This window comes from Streptomyces sp. NPDC005784 (assembly GCF_042871525.1).
Taxonomy (GTDB): Bacteria; Actinomycetota; Actinomycetes; order Streptomycetales; family Streptomycetaceae; genus Streptomyces.
On sequence record NZ_JBIAIQ010000004.1, the window covers coordinates 341,796 to 364,034 of the forward strand.

18 protein-coding genes and 1 pseudogene are annotated in these 22,239 nt (G+C 71.3%); 8 read left to right on the top strand and 11 right to left on the bottom strand.

The window, feature by feature from the left end:
• Positions 1-124: 124 nt before the first annotated feature.
• Positions 125-1,138, bottom strand: coding sequence for a tryptophan--tRNA ligase (gene trpS / locus ACFYR3_RS09400; RefSeq protein ID WP_355844233.1), 1,014 nt, complete (start codon positions 1,136-1,138; stop codon positions 125-127).
• A gap of 387 nt (positions 1,139-1,525) precedes the next feature.
• Between trpS and ACFYR3_RS09405 the strand changes: the two genes are divergently transcribed.
• Positions 1,526-2,272: a hypothetical protein gene (locus ACFYR3_RS09405; protein WP_355844231.1), complete on the top strand. Its 747-nt coding sequence runs from the start codon at positions 1,526-1,528 to the stop codon at positions 2,270-2,272.
• Positions 2,273-2,386: 114 nt separating this feature from the next.
• Here the strand turns inward: ACFYR3_RS09405 and ACFYR3_RS09410 are convergent, their stop codons facing one another.
• A complete protein-coding gene (locus ACFYR3_RS09410) occupies positions 2,387-3,832 on the bottom strand; it encodes a glycine hydroxymethyltransferase (protein ID WP_389282252.1) in 1,446 nt (481 codons plus the stop codon).
• 407 nt (positions 3,833-4,239) lie between these two features.
• Between ACFYR3_RS09410 and rocD the strand changes: the two genes are divergently transcribed.
• Positions 4,240-5,454, top strand: coding sequence for an ornithine--oxo-acid transaminase (rocD, locus tag ACFYR3_RS09415; protein WP_355844334.1), 1,215 nt, complete (start codon positions 4,240-4,242; stop codon positions 5,452-5,454).
• Between the two features lie 228 nt (positions 5,455-5,682).
• Positions 5,683-6,573, top strand: coding sequence for a hypothetical protein (locus ACFYR3_RS09420; RefSeq protein ID WP_355844331.1), 891 nt, complete (start codon positions 5,683-5,685; stop codon positions 6,571-6,573).
• 91 nt (positions 6,574-6,664) lie between these two features.
• Here the strand turns inward: ACFYR3_RS09420 and ACFYR3_RS09425 are convergent, their stop codons facing one another.
• Positions 6,665-8,056 (bottom strand): PLP-dependent aminotransferase family protein, encoded by a 1,392-nt coding sequence (locus ACFYR3_RS09425; RefSeq protein WP_389282254.1) that lies wholly within the window; start codon positions 8,054-8,056, stop codon positions 6,665-6,667.
• A 47-nt stretch (positions 8,057-8,103) separates the two neighbouring features.
• Here ACFYR3_RS09425 and ACFYR3_RS09430 point away from each other — a divergent pair, with 47 nt between their 5' ends.
• A complete protein-coding gene (locus ACFYR3_RS09430) occupies positions 8,104-8,682 on the top strand; it encodes a carboxymuconolactone decarboxylase family protein (RefSeq protein WP_389282256.1) in 579 nt (192 codons plus the stop codon).
• Positions 8,683-8,716: 34 nt separating this feature from the next.
• Complete coding sequence (locus ACFYR3_RS09435) at positions 8,717-9,430, top strand: isocitrate lyase/phosphoenolpyruvate mutase family protein (RefSeq protein WP_355844328.1); 714 nt, start codon at positions 8,717-8,719, stop codon at positions 9,428-9,430.
• A gap of 205 nt (positions 9,431-9,635) precedes the next feature.
• Here the strand turns inward: ACFYR3_RS09435 and ACFYR3_RS09440 are convergent.
• Positions 9,636-9,754 (bottom strand): annotated as a pseudogene (locus tag ACFYR3_RS09440) (glycine/betaine ABC transporter substrate-binding protein); the annotation flags it as partial.
• 123 nt (positions 9,755-9,877) lie between these two features.
• Here ACFYR3_RS09440 and ACFYR3_RS09445 point away from each other — a divergent pair.
• Positions 9,878-10,801, top strand: a complete 924-nt coding sequence (locus ACFYR3_RS09445; RefSeq protein WP_389282258.1) for a GNAT family N-acetyltransferase — start codon at positions 9,878-9,880, stop codon at positions 10,799-10,801.
• 129 nt (positions 10,802-10,930) lie between these two features.
• Here the strand turns inward: ACFYR3_RS09445 and ACFYR3_RS09450 are convergent, their stop codons facing one another.
• The 5 genes from ACFYR3_RS09450 to ACFYR3_RS09470 all read right to left on the bottom strand — a co-directional run bounded on the left by ACFYR3_RS09450 (position 10,931) and on the right by ACFYR3_RS09470 (position 17,506).
• On the bottom strand, positions 10,931-11,965 hold the full coding sequence (locus ACFYR3_RS09450) for a hypothetical protein (protein ID WP_389282260.1): 1,035 nt from the start codon (positions 11,963-11,965) through the stop codon (positions 10,931-10,933).
• Between the two features lie 297 nt (positions 11,966-12,262).
• Positions 12,263-13,252: a malate dehydrogenase gene (locus ACFYR3_RS09455; RefSeq protein ID WP_356785572.1), complete on the bottom strand. Its 990-nt coding sequence runs from the start codon at positions 13,250-13,252 to the stop codon at positions 12,263-12,265.
• A 522-nt stretch (positions 13,253-13,774) separates the two neighbouring features.
• A complete protein-coding gene (locus tag ACFYR3_RS09460; RefSeq protein ID WP_355844212.1) occupies positions 13,775-15,001 on the bottom strand; it encodes a DUF2690 domain-containing protein in 1,227 nt (408 codons plus the stop codon).
• A 590-nt stretch (positions 15,002-15,591) separates the two neighbouring features.
• On the bottom strand, positions 15,592-16,038 hold the full coding sequence (locus ACFYR3_RS09465) for a DUF3017 domain-containing protein (RefSeq protein ID WP_355844325.1): 447 nt from the start codon (positions 16,036-16,038) through the stop codon (positions 15,592-15,594).
• A gap of 613 nt (positions 16,039-16,651) precedes the next feature.
• Positions 16,652-17,506: a bifunctional methylenetetrahydrofolate dehydrogenase/methenyltetrahydrofolate cyclohydrolase gene (locus ACFYR3_RS09470; RefSeq protein ID WP_389282263.1), complete on the bottom strand. Its 855-nt coding sequence runs from the start codon at positions 17,504-17,506 to the stop codon at positions 16,652-16,654.
• Between the two features lie 267 nt (positions 17,507-17,773).
• On the opposite strand from ACFYR3_RS09470, the gene ACFYR3_RS09475 reads away from it, so the two are divergent.
• On the top strand, positions 17,774-18,409 hold the full coding sequence (locus ACFYR3_RS09475; RefSeq protein WP_355844209.1) for a hypothetical protein: 636 nt from the start codon (positions 17,774-17,776) through the stop codon (positions 18,407-18,409).
• A 246-nt stretch (positions 18,410-18,655) separates the two neighbouring features.
• Here ACFYR3_RS09475 and purH read toward each other — a convergent pair whose 3' ends face one another.
• Complete coding sequence (gene purH, locus ACFYR3_RS09480) at positions 18,656-20,245, bottom strand: bifunctional phosphoribosylaminoimidazolecarboxamide formyltransferase/IMP cyclohydrolase (RefSeq protein ID WP_355844206.1); 1,590 nt, start codon at positions 20,243-20,245, stop codon at positions 18,656-18,658.
• Positions 20,242-20,862 (bottom strand): phosphoribosylglycinamide formyltransferase, encoded by a 621-nt coding sequence (gene purN / locus ACFYR3_RS09485; protein WP_355844204.1) that lies wholly within the window; start codon positions 20,860-20,862, stop codon positions 20,242-20,244. Before purN ends, purH begins: the two co-directional genes overlap by 4 nt.
• A gap of 470 nt (positions 20,863-21,332) precedes the next feature.
• On the opposite strand from purN, the gene ACFYR3_RS09490 reads away from it, so the two are divergent.
• Positions 21,333-22,214, top strand: coding sequence for a hypothetical protein (locus tag ACFYR3_RS09490; protein ID WP_355844201.1), 882 nt, complete (start codon positions 21,333-21,335; stop codon positions 22,212-22,214).
• Positions 22,215-22,239: the final 25 nt, after the last annotated feature.

Consider the following 22,239-nt stretch of genomic DNA (forward strand, 5'->3'; position numbering starts at 1 on the left):
GCAATCGGCCGCCGTACGAGTGTCGCGCTCGTCTCGTACTGACTGCCGAAGGTGCTGTGGTAGGGGGCCGTGCCGCCGCCGTTCGGCCGGGGCACGGCCGCGCATACGGTGGCGGCCTCGGCCGTCAGTGCTTGGCGGGCAGGAATCCGACCCTGTCGTACGCCTGGGAGAGGGTCTCCGCAGCGACGGAGCGCGCCTTCTCGGCGCCCTTGGCCAGGATCGAGTCGAGTGTCTCCGGGTCGTCCAGATACTGCTGGGTGCGCTCCCGGAACGGCGTCACGAAGTCGACCATGACCTCGGCGAGGTCCGTTTTCAGCGCTCCGTAGCCCTTGCCTGTGTACTTCTGCTCCAGTTCGCCGATTCCGGTCCCGGTGAGCGTCGAGTAGATGGTCAGCAGGTTGCTGATACCCGGTTTCGCGCTCGTGTCATACCTGATGACGGTGTCCGTGTCGGTGACCGCGCTCTTGACCTTCTTGGCGGTCGCCTTCGGGTCGTCGAGCAGATTGATGAGGCCCTTCGGCGTCGACGCCGACTTGCTCATCTTGATCGACGGGTCCTGGAGATCGAAGATCTTCGCCGTCTCCTTGAGGATGTACGGCTTGGGGATCCTGAACGTCTCGCCGAAGCGGCCGTTGAAACGCTCCGCGAGGTCGCGCGTGAGCTCGATGTGCTGGCGCTGGTCCTCACCGACCGGGACCTCGTTGGCCTGGTACAGCAGGATGTCCGCGACCTGGAGGACCGGGTACGTGAAGAGGCCGACGCTCGCTCGGTCGGCGCCCTGCTTGGCGGACTTGTCCTTGAACTGCGTCATGCGGGCGGCCTCGCCGAAACCGGTGAGGCAGTTCATGATCCAGGCGAGTTGCGCGTGTTCGGGGACATGACTCTGGACGAAGAGCGTGCAGCGCTCGGGATCGAGACCGGCGGCGAGCAGCTGCGCCGCGGCGAGCCGGGTGTTGGCACGCAGGTCCGCGGGGTCCTGCGGAATCGTGATCGCGTGCAGGTCGACGACCATGTAGAACGCGTCGTGGGACTCCTGGAGCGCCACCCACTGACGGACAGCACCGAGGTAGTTGCCGAGGTGGAACGAGCCTGCCGTGGGCTGGATTCCGGAGAGCACGCGAGGACTGTCAGAGGCCATGTTCACCATTCTCTCAGGTGCCGGGGCCCGCTTCGGAACTGGCCGGAATGAGATGGGACTCGGGTGGACCGGCGCCGTGGTTCCCGGAACCGCACCCTCCGAGCCTCCGGCTCGTCAGCACAGACGGTGACTATTTCGCTCACCTGAGCGGCTTTCGAACACCCACTGTCATGAAAGTGCAACGGTGAGGTGACATTCCGGCTGGAGGGGGTGTTTTCGAGGTCGCGGGCGCTTAAGAATGCCGAACCGCCAGGTAGCCGGATTCGGCAGGGCGGAGCACTGCTCGGACGTCGCCGTCGAGGGGAACCCCGGCGGGTCCAGCGGTGCACCCAAAAAATTGGCACAACGGTGTGCGGGCCGGCTCCATGTCGGCCGGTTGGGGGTTCCATGCGCGGGCTTCGTGAACTGGTCACGGTGATGGGGGCGTTGGGGGCGACCGCCGCGGCGGTGGTCTCGGCGGCACCGTCCGCCCTGGCCGGCCCGGCGGCGAGTGGGCCGGTGGCCTCGTCGGCGGTCCGGGAGAGCGCCGCGCAGCACTCCTCGGTGGACAGCCCGGACGTCGCCCTGACCATCGCCGGCGACACGGGACGGACGACCACCCTGCACAACGAGGACCCGGACTTCGGACGGCTGTGGCGGCTGCTGTCGCCCCGGTACACGGGAACGGAGAAAGCGCCCGACGGGTGGAAGGACGGCCACCTCCCCGAACCGCAGGCCACGGTGATCTGGGGGGTCACGGGTGCCGGGGACGGAACGCGGACCGCCCATCGGACACCCGACGGTGATGTCACCATCGAGCGCCAGGACCAGGTGTACCTCGCCGTGGACGGTACGCCGTGGGTGCGGTCGGATCTGTCGCCGGACTCGATGAACGACAAAATCCTCTGGAATCCGGCGCCGCGCTCGGTGTTCGACGAGCTGATGAAGGACGGAAGGCTCTTCGGCTCCGGGTCGGCCGTGTCCGCCTCCGGGGTGGCGCTGGACCCGGCGTTCTGGGCGGTGCCCGGACTCGCGGCGGGCGTGGCGCTCGGCGCCGGGGCCGCGTGGTTCATCAGCCACGCGGCGGTCCGGGCCCGACGCGAGAATGCCGGGCCGCTGCTGGGGCCACGCCAGGAGCTGATCGAACTCCAGTGACCGGCCGACCCGGCCCGACCTGACCCGGCACGACACGGGCGCCTCGGGCCGGGCGGCCCATGACCGGTCCGGCGCCGGTCCGGGGCCGGATGGATCCGGCCCCGGTGCCGTGCATCAGCCGAGGTCGATCTCCGGGTAGAGCAGGAACGGAGCCAGCAGGTCGGTGGCGCGGTGCGCGATCTCGTCGGAGATCTTCGCGTCCAGGACGTGCTGGGCCTTGGACGGGGCGCCCTTGGCGGTGGTGCCGGGCTCGGCGGCGGTGAGGACGCGGTCGATCAGACCGGCGATCTCGTCCATCTCGGTCGTGCCGAGACCACGGGTGGTCAGCGCGGGGGTGCCGATGCGGATACCGGAGGTGTACCAGGCGCCGTTGGGGTCGGCGGGGATGGCGTTGCGGTTGGTGACGATGCCCGAGTCGAGCAGGGCGGACTCGGCCTGGCGGCCGGTCAGACCGTAGGAGGAGGCGACGTCGATGAGGTTGAGGTGGTTGTCGGTGCCGCCGGTGACCAGGGTGGCGCCACGCCGCATCAGACCCTCGGCGAGGGCGCGGGAGTTGTCGACGACGGCCTGGGCGTAGTCGCGGAACTCGGGGCGGCGGGCCTCGGCGAGCGCGACGGCCTTGGCAGCCATGACGTGCGGAAGAGGGCCGCCGAGCACCATCGGGCAGCCGCGGTCGACCTGCTCGGCGAGGGTCTCGTCGCACAGGACCATGCCGCCGCGCGGGCCGCGCAGCGACTTGTGCGTGGTGGTGGTGACGATCTGGGCGTGCGGGACCGGGTCGAAGTCACCGGTGAGGACCTTGCCCGCGACCAGGCCGGCGAAGTGCGCCATGTCGACCATGAGGGTGGCGCCGACCTCGTCGGCGATCTCCCGCATGATGCGGAAGTTCACCAGGCGGGGGTACGCGGAGTAGCCGGCGACCAGGATCAGCGGCTTGAACTCGCGGGCGGAGACGCGCAGGGCCTCGTAGTCGATGAGACCGGTGGCGGGGTCGGTGCCGTAGGAGCGCTGGTCGAACATCTTTCCCGAGATGTTCGGGCGGAAGCCGTGGGTGAGATGGCCGCCCGCGTCCAGGGACATGCCGAGCATGCGCTGGTTACCGAACGCCTGGCGCAGTTCGGCCCAGTCGGCCTCGGAGAGGTCGTTGACGTTGCGGACGCCCGCCTTGGCGAGTGCCGGGACCTCGACGCGGGCGGCGAGGACGGCCCAGAAGGCGACGAGGTTGGCGTCGATGCCGGAGTGCGGCTGGGCGTAGGCGTGCTCGGCGCCGAACAGTTCGCGGGCGTGCTCGGCGGCGAGTGCCTCGACGGTGTCCACGTTGCGGCAGCCGGCATAGAAGCGGCGGCCGACGGTGCCCTCCGCGTACTTGTCGCTGAACCAGTTGCCCATGGCCAGCAGCGTGGCCGGGGAGGCGTAGTTCTCGGAGGCGATGAGCTTGAGCATGTCGCGCTGGTCGGCGATTTCCTGGCCGATGGCGTCGGCGACCCTGGGCTCCACGGCCCGGATCACGTCGAGGGCGCTGCGGAAGGCGGTGGACTCGGTGGAAAGGGGCTCTGGCATGACGGCCTCCGGACGTGGCGTTCAGCGTTCACGGGTCGGCCCAGGCGCACGGCACTCGGTTGCCACGACTCCCCGCCCGGACACTCCGGGCCCCTCACGACGGTCTGCTTCTCCGTGCGGAGGTCCGGGGATCGCCCCCGGGAAAGCCACAGCGCGGGTGCCGCTCCCCGATGGTCGGTCCCATCCCAGCGCGCCAGTCACGGCCCCGCCGATCAGCCTACCGGGCGCGCCGGATCACCGGGGTCCCCGGTCCACCATGCGAGCGACGATAGGAAATAGGCCACAAGCCCACCACCGCGCGGGCAACACGAGCCCGCGCCCGGGGAGAACGCGCCGTGCGGCGTGCCGGGGAAGACCGCGCCACTCCCCGGTGCCGCTCGTCAGAGAACGGAGATCCCGTGACCGCTATGGATGCCAGGGAGACGACGGAGGCGTACATCGCCTCGGCCGACGCGCACAGCGCGCACAACTACCACCCGCTGCCGGTCGTCGTGGCGACGGCGGACGGAGCCTGGATGACGGATGTCGAGGGGCGCCGCTTCCTCGACATGCTGGCCGGATACTCGGCGCTGAATTTCGGCCACGGAAACCGGCGGCTGATCGAGGCGGCCAAGGCGCAGCTGGACCGGGTGACGCTGACGTCGCGGGCGTTCCACCACGACCGGTTCGCGGACTTCTGCCGGGAGCTGGCGTCGCTGTGCGGCATGGAGATGGTGCTGCCGATGAACACCGGCGTGGAGGCGGTGGAGACAGCGGTGAAGACAGCCCGGAAGTGGGGTTACCGGGTCAAGGGCGTCCCCGCCGAGATGGCGAAGATCGTGGTCGCGGGCAACAACTTCCACGGGCGTACGACGACGGTCATCAGTTTCTCGACGGACCCGGAGGCGCGGGCCGACTTCGGCCCGTACACACCGGGATTCGAGATCGTGCCGTACGGGGACCTGACGGCCATGCGGGCGGCGGTCACGGAGAACACGGTGGCCGTACTGCTCGAACCGATCCAGGGGGAGGCGGGGGTACTGGTGCCGCCGGCCGGTTACCTGCCGGCCGTGCGCGAGCTGACGCTGGAGCGTGACGTGCTGTTCGTCGCGGACGAGATCCAGTCGGGGCTGGGGCGGACGGGCCGGACGTTCGCGTGCGAGCACGAGGGTGTGGTGCCGGACGTGTACGTCCTCGGGAAGGCGCTCGGCGGCGGGGTGGTGCCGGTGTCGGCGGTGGTGTCGAGCGCGGAGGTGCTCGGGGTGTTCCGGCCCGGGGAGCACGGGTCGACGTTCGGGGGGAATCCGCTGGCCTGCGCGGTGGCGCTGGAGGTGATCGCGATGCTGCGGTCGGGCGAGTACCAGCGGCGGGCGGCCGAACTCGGTGAGCATCTGCACCAAGAGCTGGGTCTGTTGAAGGACTCCGGTCATGTCACCGCGGTGCGCGGGCGCGGGCTGTGGGCGGGCGTCGACATCGCCCCGGCGCTCGGCACGGGCCGGGAGATCTCGGAGAAGCTGATGGACCGGGGCGTCCTCGTGAAGGACACCCACGGCGTCACCGTCCGGATCGCCCCGCCCCTGGTCATCTCCGAGGAGGACCTGGACTGGGGTCTGGCGCAGCTGCGGGCGGTACTGGGGGCATAGACAAAGGGCCCCGCCCCGGACCCGGCGGGACTCGGCGGGACACGCCCACCCGCCGGGACATGCCAGGACCGCCTTGGACTCGCCCGGACCGGCCCGGACCGGGCGGGCCATGCCTGGACCCGGCCCCAGAGGATCACGTGGGGCAGGATGCGGGCGTCCCCGTCGGTGATGGGGCCGGAGGACTCCCGGCACCGCACTGTCCCCTACAGTCACTTCGTGCTCTTTGGAATGGTGTGCGCCCTTGGTGCCTCGGTCTGTTTCGGTACGGCGACGGTTCTGCAGGCGATGGCCGCGCGGGCCGCGGGCGGGGGCGGGACCGGCGGCGGGGCCGGCGGCGCGGCCGCGCTGCTGCTGCGGGCGCTGCGGCAGTGGCGCTATCTGGCGGGACTGGGCCTCGACGGCGTCGGGTTTCTGCTGCAGATCATCGCGCTGCGGTCGCTTCCAATCTATGCCGTCGGCGCCGCCCTCGCCGCGAGCCTGGCCGTCACCGCGGTGGTCGCCTCGCGGCTGCTCCATGTGCGGCTGAGCCGGGTCGAGTGGGGCGCGGTGGCGGTGGTGTGCGCGGGGCTCGCGATGCTGGGGCTGGCGTCCGGGACGGAGGGGGACCGGACGGGGTCCCTGGCCTTGAAGTACGCGATGCTGGGGACGTCACTGGCCGTCCTGGTGCTGGGGCTGGTCGGCGGACGGCTGCCCGACCGGGGGCGGGCGCTCGCGCTGGGACTCGGGGCGGGGTTCGGGTTCGGGGTGGTCGAGGTCGCGGTGCGGCTGATCGCGGACCTCGATCCGGGGAGGCTGCTGGCCAATCCGGCGACGTACGCGCTGCTGATCGGTGGCGGGGCGGCGTTCCTGCTGCTCACCACGGCCCTGGAACGGGGTTCGGTGACGACGGCCACCGCCGGGCTGGTCATCGGGGAGACCATCGGGCCCGCGCTGGTGGGGGTGGTGTGGCTGGGCGACCGTACCCGCGAGGGATTGTCCTGGCTGGCGGTTCTCGGTTTCGCGGTGGCTGTGGCGGGGGCCCTGGCGCTGGCGCGGTTCGGCGAGGCACCGGGTACGGAGACGACGCCTGCGTCCGCGCCGGCGGAGGCGACCGAGGCGGAGCAAGAGCGCAAGGCGTAGAGGTCCCGCTGGGCGTAGAGGTCCCGCAGGGGTAGAGGTCCCGCAGGGGTAGAGGTCCCCCGGGGGTAGAGGTCCCCGGGGGTAGAGGTCTTCAGGGAAGTGCTCGGCACAGCGCGTCCAGTGATCCCGACCAGGCGTGATCCGGTGGTGTGCCGTAGCCGACGACCAGGGCGTCCTGGGGCGGGGTGCGGGCGTCGGGGTGACGGTGGCGGGAGAGGCCGTGTACGGCGAGGCCCTGCCAGGCGGCGGCCTGGACGACCGACTGCTCGGTCCCCGGCGGCAGTTGGAGCACGGCGTGCAGTCCGGCGGCGATGCCGGTGGCGTGCACGGCGGGGGCGCGGGTGGCGAGCGCGGCGACGAGGGCGTCCCGGCGGCGCCGGTAGCGCAGGCGGGCGGCGCGGACGTGGCGGTCGTAGGCGCCGGAGGCGATGAACTCCGCCAGGGTCAGCTGGTCCAGCGCTCCGGTGGACCAACCGCCCTCCCCTTTCAGGGAGATGACCTCGTCCGCGAGGGACGGCGGCAGGACCAGCCAGCCGAGGCGCAGCGCGGGCGCCAGCGACTTGCTCGCGGTGCCCAGATGGACCACGTGGTCGGGGTCCAGGCCCTGCAACGCGCCGACGGGCTGCCGGTCGTAGCGGAACTCGCCGTCGTAGTCGTCCTCCAGGACCAGCCCGCCGGTGCGGCGGGCCCAGCCGACGACGGCGGCCCGGCGGTCCGGGTGCAGCGGCACACCCATCGGGAACTGGTGGGCGGGGGTGAGCAGTACGGCTCGTACCCCTGCCATGTCGCTTGTGTCGGTGCCGAGTTCACCGAAGGGCAGGGGGGTGGTGCGCAGGCCCGAGCGGTGCAGGAGATTCCAGTGCACGTCCAGGCCGTACGACTCCACGGCGAGCGAGCGCAGACCCCGTCGGCGCAGGACCGCGCCGAGCAGCGTCAGGCCGTCCGAGAAGCCGGAGCAGATCACGATGCGCTCCGGGTCGGCGCGGACGCCCCGGGCACGGGAGAGATACACCGCGAGGGCGGCGCGCAGTTCGGGGCGACCGCGTGGATCGCCGTAGCCGAGGGCGTCGTGCGGGGCGCGGGTCAGCGCGCGGCGAGCCGCTTTGAGCCAGGCGGTGCGCGGGAAGGACGCGAGGTCGGGGGTGCCGGGGACTAGGTCGTACGTGGGACGGCCCTGTTCTCGGCGGCGCGGCGCGGCCTCCGGCGCAGGTCGTACGACGCTCCGCTCGGCCACCTTCGTGCCCGAGCCCTGGCGGGCGGTGAGCCAGCCCTCGGCGACGAGGTCGGCGTAGGCGTCGGCGACCGTGTTGCGGGCGATGCCCAGATCGGTGGCGAGCGAGCGGGAGGACGGAAGGCGGGTTCCGGGAGCCAGCCGGCCACTGCGGACCGCCTCGCGCAGCGCGTCCGTCAGCCCTTTGCGGACTCCGGATCCGGTCGGCTCGACATGAAGGTCGACGCCCAAAGTGGCCCATGTTCTCGCCATGGAAATGGACCATACTCCTGGGCTACTCCCCTCGTAGGGTCGATGGCATGACGACACAGGAGACGACCACGACCAGCACCGCGACGAACACCGCGACCGGCGCCGCGAGGAGCACGGAGCCGAATACGACGACCGGCGCCGAGAGCGCGCGGTACGCGCCCGAGCACGCCCCGCGACTCCGCTGGGCCGAGCTCGTCCCAGACGTCTACAAGGCGATGGTCAGGCTCGACGCGGCGGCCCGGCGCGGGGTGGACCCCCTGCTCCTGGAGCTGGTGAAGATCCGCGCCTCGCAGCTCAACCACTGCGCGTTCTGCCTCGACATGCACACCAAGGACGCGCTGGCCGCGGGTGAGAGCGTGGAGCGGATCGTGCAGCTCGGCGCGTGGGAGGAGTCGCGGCACTTCTACACGGAGAAGGAGCTCGCAGCGATCGAGCTGACCGAGGCCGTCACCGTACTCACGGAAGGATTCGTCCCGGACGAGGTGTACGAGCGTGCGGCCCGGCAGTTCGAGGAGACCGAGCTGGCCCAGTTGATCGCCGCGATCACGGTCATCAACGCCTGGAACCGGTTCGGCGTGACCTGCCGCCTGGTGCCCGGCCACTACCAGGCGGGCCAGTACAAGTGACGGCCCGGCGCGTCCCGGAGGGGAGTACGCGGTGGTGAACAAGGCCGAGCGCTTCCGGGCGCTGCACCACGGGCGCGTGCCGGACGATCCGCTGGTACTGCCCGGCCCCTGGGACGCCGCGAGCGCGCGGGTGTTCGTGGACGCGGGGTTCCCCGCGCTCGCCACGCCGAGCGCAGGAGTCGCCGCCTCGCTCGGGTACGTGGACGGGGAGACGCCCGCCGACGAGATGTTCGCGGCGGTCGCGCGGATCGTACGGGCCGTCGACGTGCCGGTGTCGGCGGATGTCGAGGACGGCTACGGGCTCGCGCCCAAGGAGCTGGTGGAGCGGTTGCTGGAGGCAGGCGCCGTCGGCTGCAATCTTGAGGACTCCACGGGAGGTGTCCTCAAGGACGCGGCCCGGCACGCCGACTGGCTGGCCGAGGTGCGGGGCGCGGCCGCTGACCTGCTCTTCGTGAACGCCCGTGTCGATGTCTTCGCCCACGGGGACGGAGATCCCGGGCGGGCCATCGAGCGGGCCGCGCTGTACGTCGCCGCGGGGGCGGACTGCGTGTATCCGATCGGGGCACCGCCCGAGGTCCTTCCGCTGCTGCGGTCCGGCATCCGCGGGCCGCTGAACGTCTTCGCCCGGCTCGGCGGGGCAACGGCCGTCGAACTGGGCGAACTCGGGGCCACCCGGGTCACGTTCGGACCCGGCCTGCAGCGCCGGGCGGCGGAGGCACTGAGGGACATCGCGGCGGAGCTGAGGTAGGTCGGCCGACGTCTTGTCCGGCGACGGCGCGCTGCTTGGCGCCGCTGCCCGTGCGCCATGGCCGCCCTGCGCGGACCGTCGGCGAATTGCCGCTCCCCGTGCCGCCCCGCGCGGAACGTCGGCGAATTGCCGCTCCCCGTGGGGCGGGTGCCACCTCTGGCATCCGCCCCACGGCCGTACGGGGCTGCGGCGACTACGCCGGAAGTCACGCCCGCCAGGTGGACGCGTGGTGCTCACCCATTTCTTCGCCGCCTGCTGAGGTGTCAGCCTGTCGTCGGCGATCATCAAGGAGACCTCGTTCCGGTCCGCGGTGGTCCACTTGAAGTTCGTGCGCCGGGTCACTGAAAAATCAGTCAATACACGACCAGAACCGGGCGCCGGGCAGCGATGGACAGCCTTCTTTCCTTTGACTAAAGTCAAAGAAACAGGGCCGAAAGGGAGCCGAGAATGGGGCCTGGTACGGAGCCGAACAGGGAGCCGGTGTCAGCGGACCAGGTGACGGCGCTGCGGCGGTTCAACCGCTACTTCACCCGGCGCATCGGAGTCCTCGACGACCACTACCTCGGCCAGAACCGCCCCCTCGGCGAGGCCCGGCTGCTGTTCGAGATCGGCGGGACGGGAGCCTCCCTGCGCGAACTCAGGGCCCGACTCGGCCTGGACGCCGGGTACTTGAGCCGGATGGTGCGGGCCCTGGAGGCACAGGGCCTCGTCCGGGTGAGCGTCCATCCCGGCGACAGCAGACTGCGGGTCGCCGATCTCACGGCCGCCGGGCAGGCCGAGGTCAAAGAGCAGAACCGGCTGGCCAACGGTCTGGCCGAGGGCCTGCTCGGCGGTCTCGCCGCTCCCCGGCGCGCGGAACTGACCGCGGCCCTCGACACGGCGCACCGCCTGCTCCGGCTCGCCGCGATCACCGTCGAGACCGTCGACGGCGCCTCCCCCGACGCCCGCGCCTGCCTCGCCGCGTACGCGGCGGACATCGACGAGCGGTTCCCCGAAGGCTTCGACCCCGGCACCCTCGTCCGGCCCCACGAGGTGTCGGGCGACGCGGGCGCCTTCCTCGTCGCCTACGAGGAGGACCGCCCCGTGGGCTGCGGCGCGCTGCGCCGGCTCGCTCCCCACGCGGGCGAGATCCGCCATGTGTGGGTGCACCCCGCCGCCCGTCGGCTCGGCCTCGGACGCCGCATCCTCGACGGACTCGAACAGCGGGCCACCGAGCGCGAGTTCACCGTCGTACGACTCGACACGCACGCCGCGCTCTCCGAGGCCCGGGCGATGTACCGGGCTTGCGGATACACGGAGATCCCGCGCTACGACGACAACGTGTACGCGGCGTACTGGTTCGAGAAGCGGCTGCCCGGCGCCGGCGCCTAAGGACAGGAACCCGCCCGCGCGTTGGGGGGCGACTCCTGCTTCAGTGACGGTCCCGCGCCGGGCGCGGCTCGTACGCCGGGCACGGTTCGTACGTCAGGTGGGACTCGTACATCAGGTGGGGCTCGTACATCAGGTGGGGCTCGTACAGTCGAACCCGGTCGGGCAGAAGGAGTTCACGGCCGTCGTGAGCTGCTCGGTCATGTCCGTGCCCGGCGGACCGCTCGCGATGATGGCGTACGGCGTGCCGTCGGCGGCCTGGAAACGGTGGTCGACGGTCTGGGTGGCTCCGTACTGCCTGCTGTCGTAGCGGTAGCTGAACTCCGTCCAGTCCGTGCCCGTCTGCCGGTCCAGGTACTGGTAGCCCCTGAACCCCTCCGCGATGCCCTCGGCCTGCGAAGAGGACTCCGTCACGGAGGACTCCTTGACCTCGAACACCATGAGCCTGCGATTGCCGCCGGGTGCCGTGTAGGTGACGACGGGCGCCAGCTTGCCCTGCGTCTCCTCGCGCGCCCAGCCGTCCGGCACGTCGACGGTGTAGCCGAGCGGATCGACCGACCGGCTGTACCCCGGGGACGGCGCCGGGGCGGTGGTCACGGCCGGATCCGCGTAGGCACCCTCGCTGCCGGAGGCGTTCGAGGTGTCCGGAGACGCGCCGGGCTGCGTCGCCGTGACGGTCACCGAGGGCGCGGACGGGCCCGCGTTCGGGTGTCCCGCCGAGTCATCCCTGGTCAGTGCCCACAGCCCGCCGCCCACACCGCCCGCCAGAACGGCCACGGCCACGATCACCAGAAGCAGCCGACGCGAGTCACCGGCCCTCGGCGCCCGACCGCCCCCGGGTGTCGCGCCACCCCCGGGCCAGGTCTGCGGCTGCTGGTGCGGCTGCGACCAGGCCTGGGCCTGCTGCTGGTGTTGGGGCCATTGATGCGGCTGAGGCTGCGGTTGTGGCGGCAACGGCTGTGCCTGTGGCTGCGGTGGTACGGAACCCGCGGGCGGATAGGACTCGGGCCGCGGTGGACCCGCCTGCGTGGCCGCCGCCCACCACTGCTGCTCCCCGGCCGGCGGCGCTCCGCCGGCGTCGACACCGTCCTGAACTCCACCGCCGTCCGGCCGGCCCGTACCGTCGTCGACCCATTGCCGACGGTCCGCGTCCCATCGCTGCGCCATCCCGTCGCCCCCCGCTCCCCGTCGGCCCCACCCGACGGCCCGATCTCGACGCGTTTCTCGCCGAACCTCTGTCGCGCCCCGCCCCCCGGCGGACCGTACGTAACGACGATAGTGAGAATTCCGCCAACAGCACCCCTCTTTATGGCGACAAAGCACACACGTTCGATACGTACTTTCCGTACGCCTTACCGCCCCTGCTCGCCGAACGGGTGAACCGCGACCCCGGAACACACCGATGCCCGGGCGGTGGTCACCACCCGGGCATCGCACGTTCGAATCAGGTCAGATCAAATCTGATCAGATCAGGCCGAGGCTGCGGACCGCCTCGCGCTCCTCCTCGAGCTCCTTCACGGAGGCATCGATGCGGGCGCGGGAGAACTCGTTGATGTCCAGGCCCTGGACGATCTCGTACTGGCCGTCCTTCGTGGTGACGGGGAAGGAGGAGATGAGACCCTCCGGCACACCGTACGAGCCGTCCGACGGGATACCCATGGAGGTCCAGTCGCCTTCGGCCGTGCCGTTGACCCACGTGTAGACGTGGTCGATGGCGGCGTTGGCGGCCGAGGCGGCCGAGGACGCGCCACGGGCCTCGATGATCGCCGCGCCGCGCTTGGCGACGGTCGGGATGAACTCCTCGGCCAGCCACTTCTCGTCGCTCACGACCTCGGCGGCGTTCTTGCCGGCGACCGAGGCGTGGAAGATGTCGGGGTACTGGGTGGCGGAGTGGTTGCCCCAGATGGTCAGACGCTTGATGTCGGCGACCGTGGTGCCCGTCTTCTTCGCGAGCTGGGTCAGCGCGCGGTTGTGGTCCAGACGGGTCATGGCGGTGAAGCGCTCGGCGGGTACGTCCGGGGCGGCGGCCTGGGCGATCAGCGCGTTGGTGTTCGCCGGGTTGCCGACGACCAGGATCTTGACGTCGTCCGCGGCGTTGTCGTTGATGGCCTTGCCCTGCGGCTTGAAGATGCCGCCGTTGGCGGAGAGCAGGTCACCGCGCTCCATGCCCTTGGTGCGGGGGCGGGCGCCGACGAGCAGACCGACGTTGGTGCCGTCGAAGGCGACGTTCGGGTCGTCCGTGATGTCGATGCCCTGAAGGAGCGGGAAGGCGCAGTCGTCGAGCTCCATGGCGGTGCCCTCGGCGGCCTTCAGCGCCGGCGTGATCTCCAGGAGGCGCAGCTTGACCGGCACGTCCGCGCCGAGCAACTGGCCGGAGGCGATGCGGAAGAGCAGGGCGTAACCGATCTGGCCGGCCGCGCCGGTGACGGTGACGTTCACGGGAGTGCGGGTCATGGCGTTCTCCGTATGACAGCAGGCGGTGGGGCGTCCCTGCCCCGGGTGCAGGATCGTCCCCTGCAACCACCGCAATGATCGATCAAAGGTTCCGATGATCGATCTCTCGGCGTCAAGAGAGATCCGCCGTCAGGCTATCGCGCATCCGGGACGCCGGACGTCAGGGTCCGTGTGGCCCACCCCACAGATCTCCCGCAAATCCCCCCGGAAGGCGGCCGCCGGGCTCGGGAGAGGGTGAACTCGACGGCCGCCAAAGGGGGTACCGGGGGCGTCGGAAAGGGATCTCCCCCCTCCCCGACAGCAACCGGATCCCGTGGGGGTACGGTCCGCCTGCCCCCTCCGCGCCAACTCAATCCCCCAACGCCGGGGATTTCTCAGGGGCCTGCCCACAGCGGTTCTTCGCCCCCTCCGCCCCTGCCGTTCCCGCCGCTGGGGCTCCGCCCCGGACTCCGCTCCTAAAACGCCGGAGGGGCCGAATCCTGCCCCGCAGCCGAAGTTGCGCCGGAGAGGGCGAGCGCCCCGCTACGTCGTGCAGCCCTTCTGACCGGACTTCAGCGTCGCGCAGGCCTTCGCGTCACCGGCGTCCTTCACCGCGACCATCGGCGTGTACGCATCCGCGTCCGTGTCGACCGCGGCCGTCTGCTTCGCCGCGGACCCCGACGACACCTCGACCCGGTCACCCACGGCCGCCTGCGTGATGCGGGCCCAAGCCGTCCCGCACGTCTTGCTGTACCGCACCTCCACCAGCGTGGTCCGCACCGTCACGCTGGTCGTGGTCCTGGCCAGTTGCCCGCCGCAGCCCATTTTCTCGGGGTCCTTCCCGGTGCACGAGGCCCCGCCGCACTTCACCCCGGGCGGCAGATCGGGCTGAGCACTGGCGGAGGCGGCCGGCGTCTTCGGCGTACCGCCCGCGTCCTTCTTCTCTCCGCCCTGCGTGAGATAGACGGCGGCCGCGACGACGACCAGGGCCCCCACGACCCCGGCGAGGAACATCGTCAGGCGCCGCTTCCGCCGTGCGGAGTCCGCCCCGGCACCGACGGGCCGCGCGTCCTGCGGCTCCGGCCCCCCGGCCGCACGAGCCGGTGCCACCGGACCGAACCGCCCACCCCCGTCGGACGGCGGCGCGACAACCCCCCAGCTGCCGCCCGCACGTCCTGCCCCACCGGCCGAGGGGCCGGCGGCCCCACCGGTTCCACCCGCCGCTCCTCCGGGCGAAGCCTCGCCTCCGTCCCGACCGGACGGCTGCACCGGCACCGACGGAGACCCGGACCGCGGACCGGAAAGCGGCCCGGACGGCGGCGCCGAAGGCGAACCCCCCGCCGGTTCCGCGATCCCGGGCACGGCGGTCGCGCTGCCGCCGCGCCGGGCCGACCGCTGCCGCCCGCCGCTCTCCTTCGCCGAAGGCGGCCCGAACTCCCCCAGCGCGGCCCGCGCCTGGGATATTCGTATCGCCTCCATCGTCATGTCGTGGCGCATCTCCGAACGGCTCCAGGCTCGCTCGGCCAGCTCCCACATGGTCGCCAGATGCACGGGACTGGTCCCGGTCACCTCGGCCAGCGCGACGATCGCGCCCTTGGGCGCGAGCAGCCGGCCGTTCAGGTACCGGTCCCAGGACGTCTTGCTGTAGCCCGTGCGGTCGGCCACGGCCGCGATGCTCAACCCACTCCGGTCGACGAGCAGTCGAAGCTGACTGGCGAACTCCTTGACCTGCGGATCGAGTTCATCCGGCAACGCCTTCCAACGAGGCATTCTTTCCCCCACTTCCCCCCGTACGTGCACAACTGTTTCCCGCGTGCGGCTCCCGAGCTCTCGACCCGGCGTCGAGCGGAGGGATACCCCCGTCTCCGCCGAGTCCTCGTTCTGGCTACCCACAGGGATGCGCTCGGTCAGGATCTCAGTTCCCGGTATGGGGGCGCACGGGAGCATTTGAGCCGGAGCATGCACCGTTGCACGCCCGCCGAGCCACGGTCCAGTGTTCCACCGGCGACGGCGGGACGGCAGACCGCAACGACCGGTCGGCGGGCCGGAGTTGAGTGGTTCCCGTCGCAGAGCACGCACACCGTGGCGGAATGGTCACTTCCGTGCCACAGCGGACTGCCGACTGTTGAACAGCCCGTTCCCGTGCACAAGGGTTGACCCGGGGCGGAACACTCGCCCGATCGCGGCCCGTCCTTGACTCGGGGGAGAGGACGGGCCGCCGTCATCCCCGAAGCCGAAGCCGAAGCCGAAGCAGGCAAGTGGGCGTCAGATGAAACAACACGGCCCGCCCTCCCCGAAGGAGAAGACGGGCCGTCGGCGCGCACGGGCGAACCGACACGCACGTGCGGGTCGTCCGCGATTCAGCGGACCGTGAAGTGCAGTGTGTCGTCGAGGAACGGGATCTCCAGCATCGGGTTGGGCTGGGCCATCAGCGCGAGCACCACGATGGCGATGCCCAGGACGCCGTACGTGAGCATGTCCGTGAAGCGGGATCGGACCGCGAGCATGCCCACACTGGGCAGCATCCAGCGCATCACGGCACCCGCGAGCAGTGCGGCGCCGATCAGGATCGTGCCGACGCGGAACACGTCGAGCGCGGTGAGCAGCAGGCCGAGCGCGACGGCCGACAGCACGGTGAGAATGGGCCACTGACGCGCGGGCGCCGGGGCATCCCCGGACGCCGCCCGGCCGCCGCCTTCGGGCCGTGCCGTGTCGCGAGTGAACAGCGGGAAGCGCCGCGTGGTGCGCCGCGGCTTCCCCTCGGCATCGGGCGCGCTGATCGCGTCCCGCACGGTCGCCCCGCCCAACTCACCGGCCTCGGCCTCAGTCTCGACCTCTGCCCCAGCCCCAGCCCCAGACCGAGAGCCAGAGCCAGCCCCAGACCCGACCCCAGCTTCCGACCCGGACCCACGCCCAGACCCGACCCGAGCTTCCGTCTCGGCCCCAGACCCGACCCGAGCTTCCGTCTCGACCCCAGACCCGACCCGAGCTTGCGCCTCGGCCCCGGACCCAGGCCCAGACCCGACCTCAGCCTCCGCCTCGGACGCAGACCCGACCTCAGCCTCCACCTCGGGCCCAGACACGACCTCAGCCTCCGCCTCAGCCCCGGACCCGACCTCAGTCTTCAACTCGGCCTCGATCTCGCTCTCCTTCTCGGACTCGGTCCGCCCAGCGGCCGTGGCACGCGCCCCGGGCTCGGTGGCCCGGCCGTCCGCGCCCCGTGCCACGGAGTCGCCCTCTGCGCCCGTCCCAGCCCCTGCTCCCGCGGAAGCGGAGGCAGAGGTGGACCCGGAGGTGGAGGCAGAGGTACGCGCCCCGGTGACGGCGTCGCGCAGAGTGCTCTCCGCCTCCCGTACGGCCGACTCGGTGGCGCCTCGCGCGCCGCGCGCCGCGCCGTCCTCGGACTCGGGGGTGGTGCCGTCAGCCGACACTGCGTTCCGCCGCTTCCACCACGTTGACGAGCAGCTGGGCGCGGGTCATCGGGCCGACACCGCCCGGGTTCGGGGAGATCCAGGCGGCGACCTCGGCGACGTCCGGGTGGACGTCGCCGACGATCTTGCCCTCGGCGCTGCGCGAGACACCGACGTCCAGGACGGCGGCGCCCGGCTTCACGTCCTCGGCCCGGATGAGGTGCGCGGAGCCAGCGGCGGCGACGATGATGTCGGCGCGCTTGAGGTGCGCGGAGAGGTCACGGGTACCGGTGTGGCACTGGGTGACCGTGGCGTTCTCGCTGCGCCGCGTCAGCAGCAGTGGCATCGGACGCCCGATGGTCACACCGCGGCCGACGACCACGACCTCGGCGCCCTTGATCTCCACGCCGTAGCGACGCAGGAGCGTGAGGACACCGTTGGGGGTGCAGGGCAGCGGGGCGGGCTCGTTGAGGACGAGACGCCCGAGGTTCATCGGGTGCAGGCCGTCCGCGTCCTTGTCCGGGTCCATCAGTTCCAGGATGCGGTTCTCGTCGATGCCCTTGGGAAGCGGCAGCTGGACGATGTAGCCGGTGCAGACAGGGTCCTCGTTCAGCTCGCGGACCACCGCCTCGATCTCTTCCTGCGTGGCGGTCGCGGGCAGTTCGCGCTGGATGGAGGCGATACCCACCTGGGCGCAGTCGCGGTGCTTGCCCGCGACGTACTTCTGGCTTCCGGGGTCGTCCCCGACCAGGACCGTCCCGAGGCCGGGCGTGACGCCCTTCTCCTTCAGGGCCGCCACGCGGACGGTCAGGTCGGACTTGATCGCGGCTGCGGTGGCCTTGCCATCGAGAATCTGGGCGGTCATGACCCCCATCCTCCCGGATGACGCGGTCCAGGTTCCAATCCGGGCCCATAGTGGCCTTCCGGTGCCCGATTCGCCCGTATCCGGCCATGATCACTCATGTTGCACTTGGACAACACATACGGAATGGCGCTGGACAAGTAAGAGTCTGCTAAAGAACGATGAGCACACAGTGTCGCGGGCAGTACCGGGGGGACGGACCGCTCTGTAGAAATTCCTCCGAACCGTGCCGCGCGTAGTCCCCGCACAAGGCAACGGAGGAAACCCGCCATGAGTTTCGGCGACCCGAACAACCCCTACGGCCCGCCGCCGCAGCAGCCTCCAACCGCGCCGCCGGGAGCTCCCGGTTACGGGTACCCGCAGGCCCCGCCCAACGTGCCCCCGCAGGGCTACGGCTACCCGCAGCAGCCCGCGTACCCCGGCTACCCGGGCGGCAACATGATGCCGCAGACCATGCCGGGCCTGATGACCACCGCCCGCGTGCTGCTCTACATCGTCGCGGGCGTGCAGGTCCTCATCGGCATCTTCGCGATCTTCGGCGCCGCCACCATCAACGACGCGTCCAATGCCGGCGAGGACACCTTCGGCAACAACGGCCTCTCCGACCTCGGCCACGACTCCGCGGGCATCGTCCTCGTCATAGCGCTGCTCTTCCTCGCCCTCGCGGGTCTGTCGATCACGCTGGGAGTCAAGTTCACCAGAGGCGGGCAGGGCGTCCGGATCACCACCATGGTCTACGGCATCCTGGGCTCCCTGTTCGGCTTCCTCGGCCTGATCTCCGCGGCGAACGCCAACTCCTCCGCGTCGCTGGTGTTCGCGCTGCTGTGGATCGGCTTCGGCGGTGTGATGGCGGCGGCGATGATCGTGCCGTCCGGCGTCGCGTGGTTCAACCGTCCGCGCTACTGAGCGGATCGTCCCCACAGCAGAACCGTCCGCGCCGGCGAACCGTTCGTACCGCCGAACATCCACACCATCCACACCACCGAACCGTCCGTGCATCCGGGCCGTTCACCGCACGTAACAGTTCATCGAGCCGTTCGCGTCACGCACATCAAGGGCCGTGTCTCACCCCGTACAGGGGAGACACGGCCCTGGTGCTTGCGCCGCCCACGCCGAATCCCGTAAGCGGACGGGCTCGGCGCGGGTCCGGGATCAGTGGAAGAAGTGCCGCGTCCCGGTGAAATACATCGTGACGCCGGCCTTCTTCGCGGCCTCCACGACCAGCTCGTCGCGGACCGAACCGCCGGGCTGGACCACGGCCTTGACGCCCGCGTCGGCGAGGATCTCCAGGCCGTCGGGGAACGGGAAGAACGCGTCCGAGGCGGCGTAGGAGCCACGGGCGCGCTCGGCGCCGGCCCGCTCGACCGCGAGCTTCGCGGAGTCGACGCGGTTGACCTGGCCCATGCCGACGCCGACCGAGGCGCCGTCCTTGGCGAGCAGGATGGCGTTGGACTTCACCGCACGGCAGGCGCGCCACGCGAAGGCCAGCTCGTCGAGCTCGCCCTCGCGCAGGGCGTCACCGGTCGCCAGGGTCCAGCTCGCCGGGTTGTCGCCGGGGGCCTGGAGCCGGTCGGCGACCTGGAGCAGCGCGCCGCCGTCGACGGGCTTGATCTCGACGGGGGCCGCCGGGGCTTTGTGGGCCCGCAGCACGCGGATGTTCTTCTTCTTGGTGAGGGCCTCGAGGGCGCCGTCCTCGTACTCGGGCGCGACGATGACCTCGGTGAAGATCTCCGCGACCTGCTCGGCCATCTCCTTGGTGACCGGCCGGTTGACGGCGATCACACCGCCGAACGCGGACAGCGGGTCACAGGCGTGCGCCTTGCGGTGCGCCTCGGCGACGTTCGACGCGACGGCGATCCCGCACGGGTTGGCGTGCTTGATGATCGCGACGCAGGGGTCCTCGTGGTCGTACGCGGCACGGCGCGCGGCATCCGTGTCCGTGTAGTTGTTGTACGACATCTCCTTGCCGTGCAGCTGCTCGGCCTCGGCGAGACCGCCCGTGCCGGAGGTGTAGAGGGCGGCGGGCTGGTGCGGGTTCTCGCCGTAGCGGAGCGTGTGCGCGCGCTCCCAGGTGGCACCCAGGAAGTCGGGGAACTGCGAGTCGTCGACCGGCGCGTACGAGGAGGCGAACCAGGAGGCGACGGCGACGTCGTACGCGGCCGTGTGCTGGAAGGCCTCGGCTGCGAGCCGCTTGCGGGTGTGCAGGTCGAAACCGCCGCCCTGGACCGCGGCGAGGACGTCGCCGTAGCGGTCGGGGCTGGTGACGACGGCGACGGAGGGGTGGTTCTTGGCGGCCGCGCGCACCATCGAGGGACCGCCGATGTCGATCTGCTCGACGCACTCGTCGGGGGTCGCCCCGGACTCGACCGTCTCCCGGAACGGGTAGAGGTTGACGACGACGAGGTCGAACGGCTCGACGCCCAGCTCGGCGAGCTGCTGCCGGTGGCTCTCGAGGCGCAGATCGGCGAGGATCCCGGCGTGGACCTTTGGGTGCAGTGTCTTGACCCGGCCGTCCAGGCACTCGGGGAAGCCGGTCAGCTCCTCCACCTTGGTGACGGGCACACCGGTCGCGGCGATCTTCGCGGCGGTGGACCCGGTGGAGACGAGCTCGACGCCGGCCGCGTGCAGCCCGCGGGCCAGCTCCTCGAGACCGGTCTTGTCGTACACGCTGACGAGCGCGCGACGGATGACCCGCTTGGTGCCCTCGGTGCTCTCGGCCGTGACTGTGCTGTCGGCGGTCACTGGATAACTACCTTTCGTCCCTCAATGCGATAGCCGTTGCGGGCGAGCCGCCCCACGACATCGACGAGCAGCCTTCGCTCGACTTCCTTGATGCGCTCGTGCAGAGCGCTCTCGTCGTCCTCGTTGCGGATCTCGACCACGCCCTGGGCGATGATCGGTCCGGTGTCGACCCCGTCGTCGACGAAGTGGACGGTGCAGCCGGTGACCCGGGCTCCGTACGCGAGCGCGTCGCGGACGCCGTGGGCGCCGGGAAAACTGGGGAGCAGCGCGGGATGGGTGTTGACGAACCGTCCGCCGAACCGGGCGAGGAATTCCTTCCCCACGATCTTCATGAACCCGGCGGACACGACGAGATCGGGCTCGTAAGCGGCGGTCGCCTCGGCGAGCGCCTGGTCCCACTCGTCCCGGCTGCCGTGGTCCCTGACCTTGCACACGAAGGTCGGGAGCCCGGCCCGCTCGGCCCGCGCGAGTCCCTCGATACCGTCCCGGTCGGCACCGACGGCCACGATCTCGGCACCGTAGGCCGCTGAGCCCGCCTCCGCGACGGCGTCGAGCAGTGCCTGCAGATTCGTACCTGATCCGGAGACCAGCACGACGAGGCGCTTGGTCTTGGCCACGAGGGGGCCCTTTCTCGGGGGAGCGTTTGTACGGTCGTACGAATGCTTCGCGCCCCGGGATACGGGGAAGTCTACGAAGCGGCCGACCGTCAGCAACGATACCGGCACACCGGGCGGCCCCCACGGGACGGGGGCGAGGCCGGAAGGTAGCGTCTGGGGAGGATCCACCCGGGAACACCTGCGGCACGGGGAACGCCCCGTGCGCGCGGGACGTTGACCTGGGACGAGGACGAACGTTCGGGGCACGGCCCCGACACCACCCGCGGCACGGGACCCGGAGACATCCGGGGCGCGTGTCCGGGGGTACGAAGCTCGGGGCGCGAGTCCGGAGTGCGAAGCTCGGGGCGTCAGTCCGGGCGGACCGACCCGAGGCGTCAGCCCGGGAGGACCGGCTCGGGGCGCGCGTCGCGAGCGCGAAACTGTGTGGACACGCCGCCTGCCAGAACCACCAAGGGGAAGACGCTCACCTGATGCCGGACCGCAGTCTCCGACTCCCTCCGCTCCTGCTGCGCGAGCGGCGCCCTTCGTCCACCCCGCCGAGGTCGAGCGGGGACGGCTCCACAGACGGGCCCGGCTCCGCGGACGGGAACGGCGGCGGCTCGGCAGGTGGAAGCGGCGGCCCCTCGGGGGAGCGCGGACCCGACGCGCCCGACACTCCCCCGTCCGGCCCGTCGGCTCCCTCGAACCAGGACGACAATCCGTTCGCGCCGCCGCCGGAGGGGACACCCGACCAGCCCTGGCAGCCGCGCCGGCACGGACAAGGGCACGGACAGGGCTCTGGCGAGAACGGCGCGGGCGGAGAGCAGGGCCCGGGGCACTCCCCCTGGGGCAGCCAGTGGAGCGACCGGCAGCCCGGTCCCTCGAACGGCGGCGGCTTCGGCGACCGGCCGGGCGCGCCGCAGGGGCAGGGCGGTCCCGAAGGACCCGGCGGCAAACCCGGTGGGGGCATGCGCTGGGACCCCACGGACCCGGCCCAGCGCCGCGCCCGTTACGCACTGCTCTCCGGCATGTGGGCGTTCTTCTTCGTCCTCTTCGGCTGGCCGTACGTGGCCCTGCTGCTCGGCTCGCTCGCGCTGTACTGGGGCGGCAGCGCGCTCCGTTCCAAGGCGCGCACGCCGGACCCGGACGCCCCGGCGCCCGACCCGAACATGCGCCCCCAGATGACCGCCGCGGTGAGCGGCATGGTCACCGCGTCGCTGGCCATCGTGATGGTCGCCGGGATCTTCACCGCCCACCTCGTCTACAGCGACTACTACTCCTGTACGAACGACGCCCTGACGAACGCCGCGAAGCAGTCCTGCAACGACCTTCTCCCGAAGGACCTGCGCGGACTGCTGGGCACCCACAACTGACGACCGGCCTCCTGCCCTGGGCCAC

Bases quoted from the DNA above. Each gene is read 5' to 3' on its own strand.
- trpS (WP_355844233.1), bottom strand. From the start codon at position 1,138: ATGGCCTCTGACAGTCCTCGCGTGCTCTCCGGAATCCAGCCCACGGCA.
- ACFYR3_RS09405 (WP_355844231.1), top strand. From the start codon at position 1,526: ATGCGCGGGCTTCGTGAACTGGTCACGGTGATGGGGGCGTTGGGGGCG.
- ACFYR3_RS09410 (WP_389282252.1), bottom strand. From the start codon at position 3,832: ATGCCAGAGCCCCTTTCCACCGAGTCCACCGCCTTCCGCAGCGCCCTC.
- rocD (WP_355844334.1), top strand. From the start codon at position 4,240: ATGGATGCCAGGGAGACGACGGAGGCGTACATCGCCTCGGCCGACGCG.
- ACFYR3_RS09420 (WP_355844331.1), top strand. From the start codon at position 5,683: ATGGTGTGCGCCCTTGGTGCCTCGGTCTGTTTCGGTACGGCGACGGTT.
- ACFYR3_RS09425 (WP_389282254.1), bottom strand. From the start codon at position 8,056: ATGGCGAGAACATGGGCCACTTTGGGCGTCGACCTTCATGTCGAGCCG.
- ACFYR3_RS09430 (WP_389282256.1), top strand. From the start codon at position 8,104: ATGACGACACAGGAGACGACCACGACCAGCACCGCGACGAACACCGCG.
- ACFYR3_RS09445 (WP_389282258.1), top strand. From the start codon at position 9,878: ATGGGGCCTGGTACGGAGCCGAACAGGGAGCCGGTGTCAGCGGACCAG.
- ACFYR3_RS09450 (WP_389282260.1), bottom strand. From the start codon at position 11,965: ATGGCGCAGCGATGGGACGCGGACCGTCGGCAATGGGTCGACGACGGT.
- ACFYR3_RS09455 (WP_356785572.1), bottom strand. From the start codon at position 13,252: ATGACCCGCACTCCCGTGAACGTCACCGTCACCGGCGCGGCCGGCCAG.
- ACFYR3_RS09460 (WP_355844212.1), bottom strand. From the start codon at position 15,001: ATGCCTCGTTGGAAGGCGTTGCCGGATGAACTCGATCCGCAGGTCAAG.
- ACFYR3_RS09470 (WP_389282263.1), bottom strand. From the start codon at position 17,506: ATGACCGCCCAGATTCTCGATGGCAAGGCCACCGCAGCCGCGATCAAG.
- ACFYR3_RS09475 (WP_355844209.1), top strand. From the start codon at position 17,774: ATGAGTTTCGGCGACCCGAACAACCCCTACGGCCCGCCGCCGCAGCAG.
- ACFYR3_RS09490 (WP_355844201.1), top strand. From the start codon at position 21,333: ATGCCGGACCGCAGTCTCCGACTCCCTCCGCTCCTGCTGCGCGAGCGG.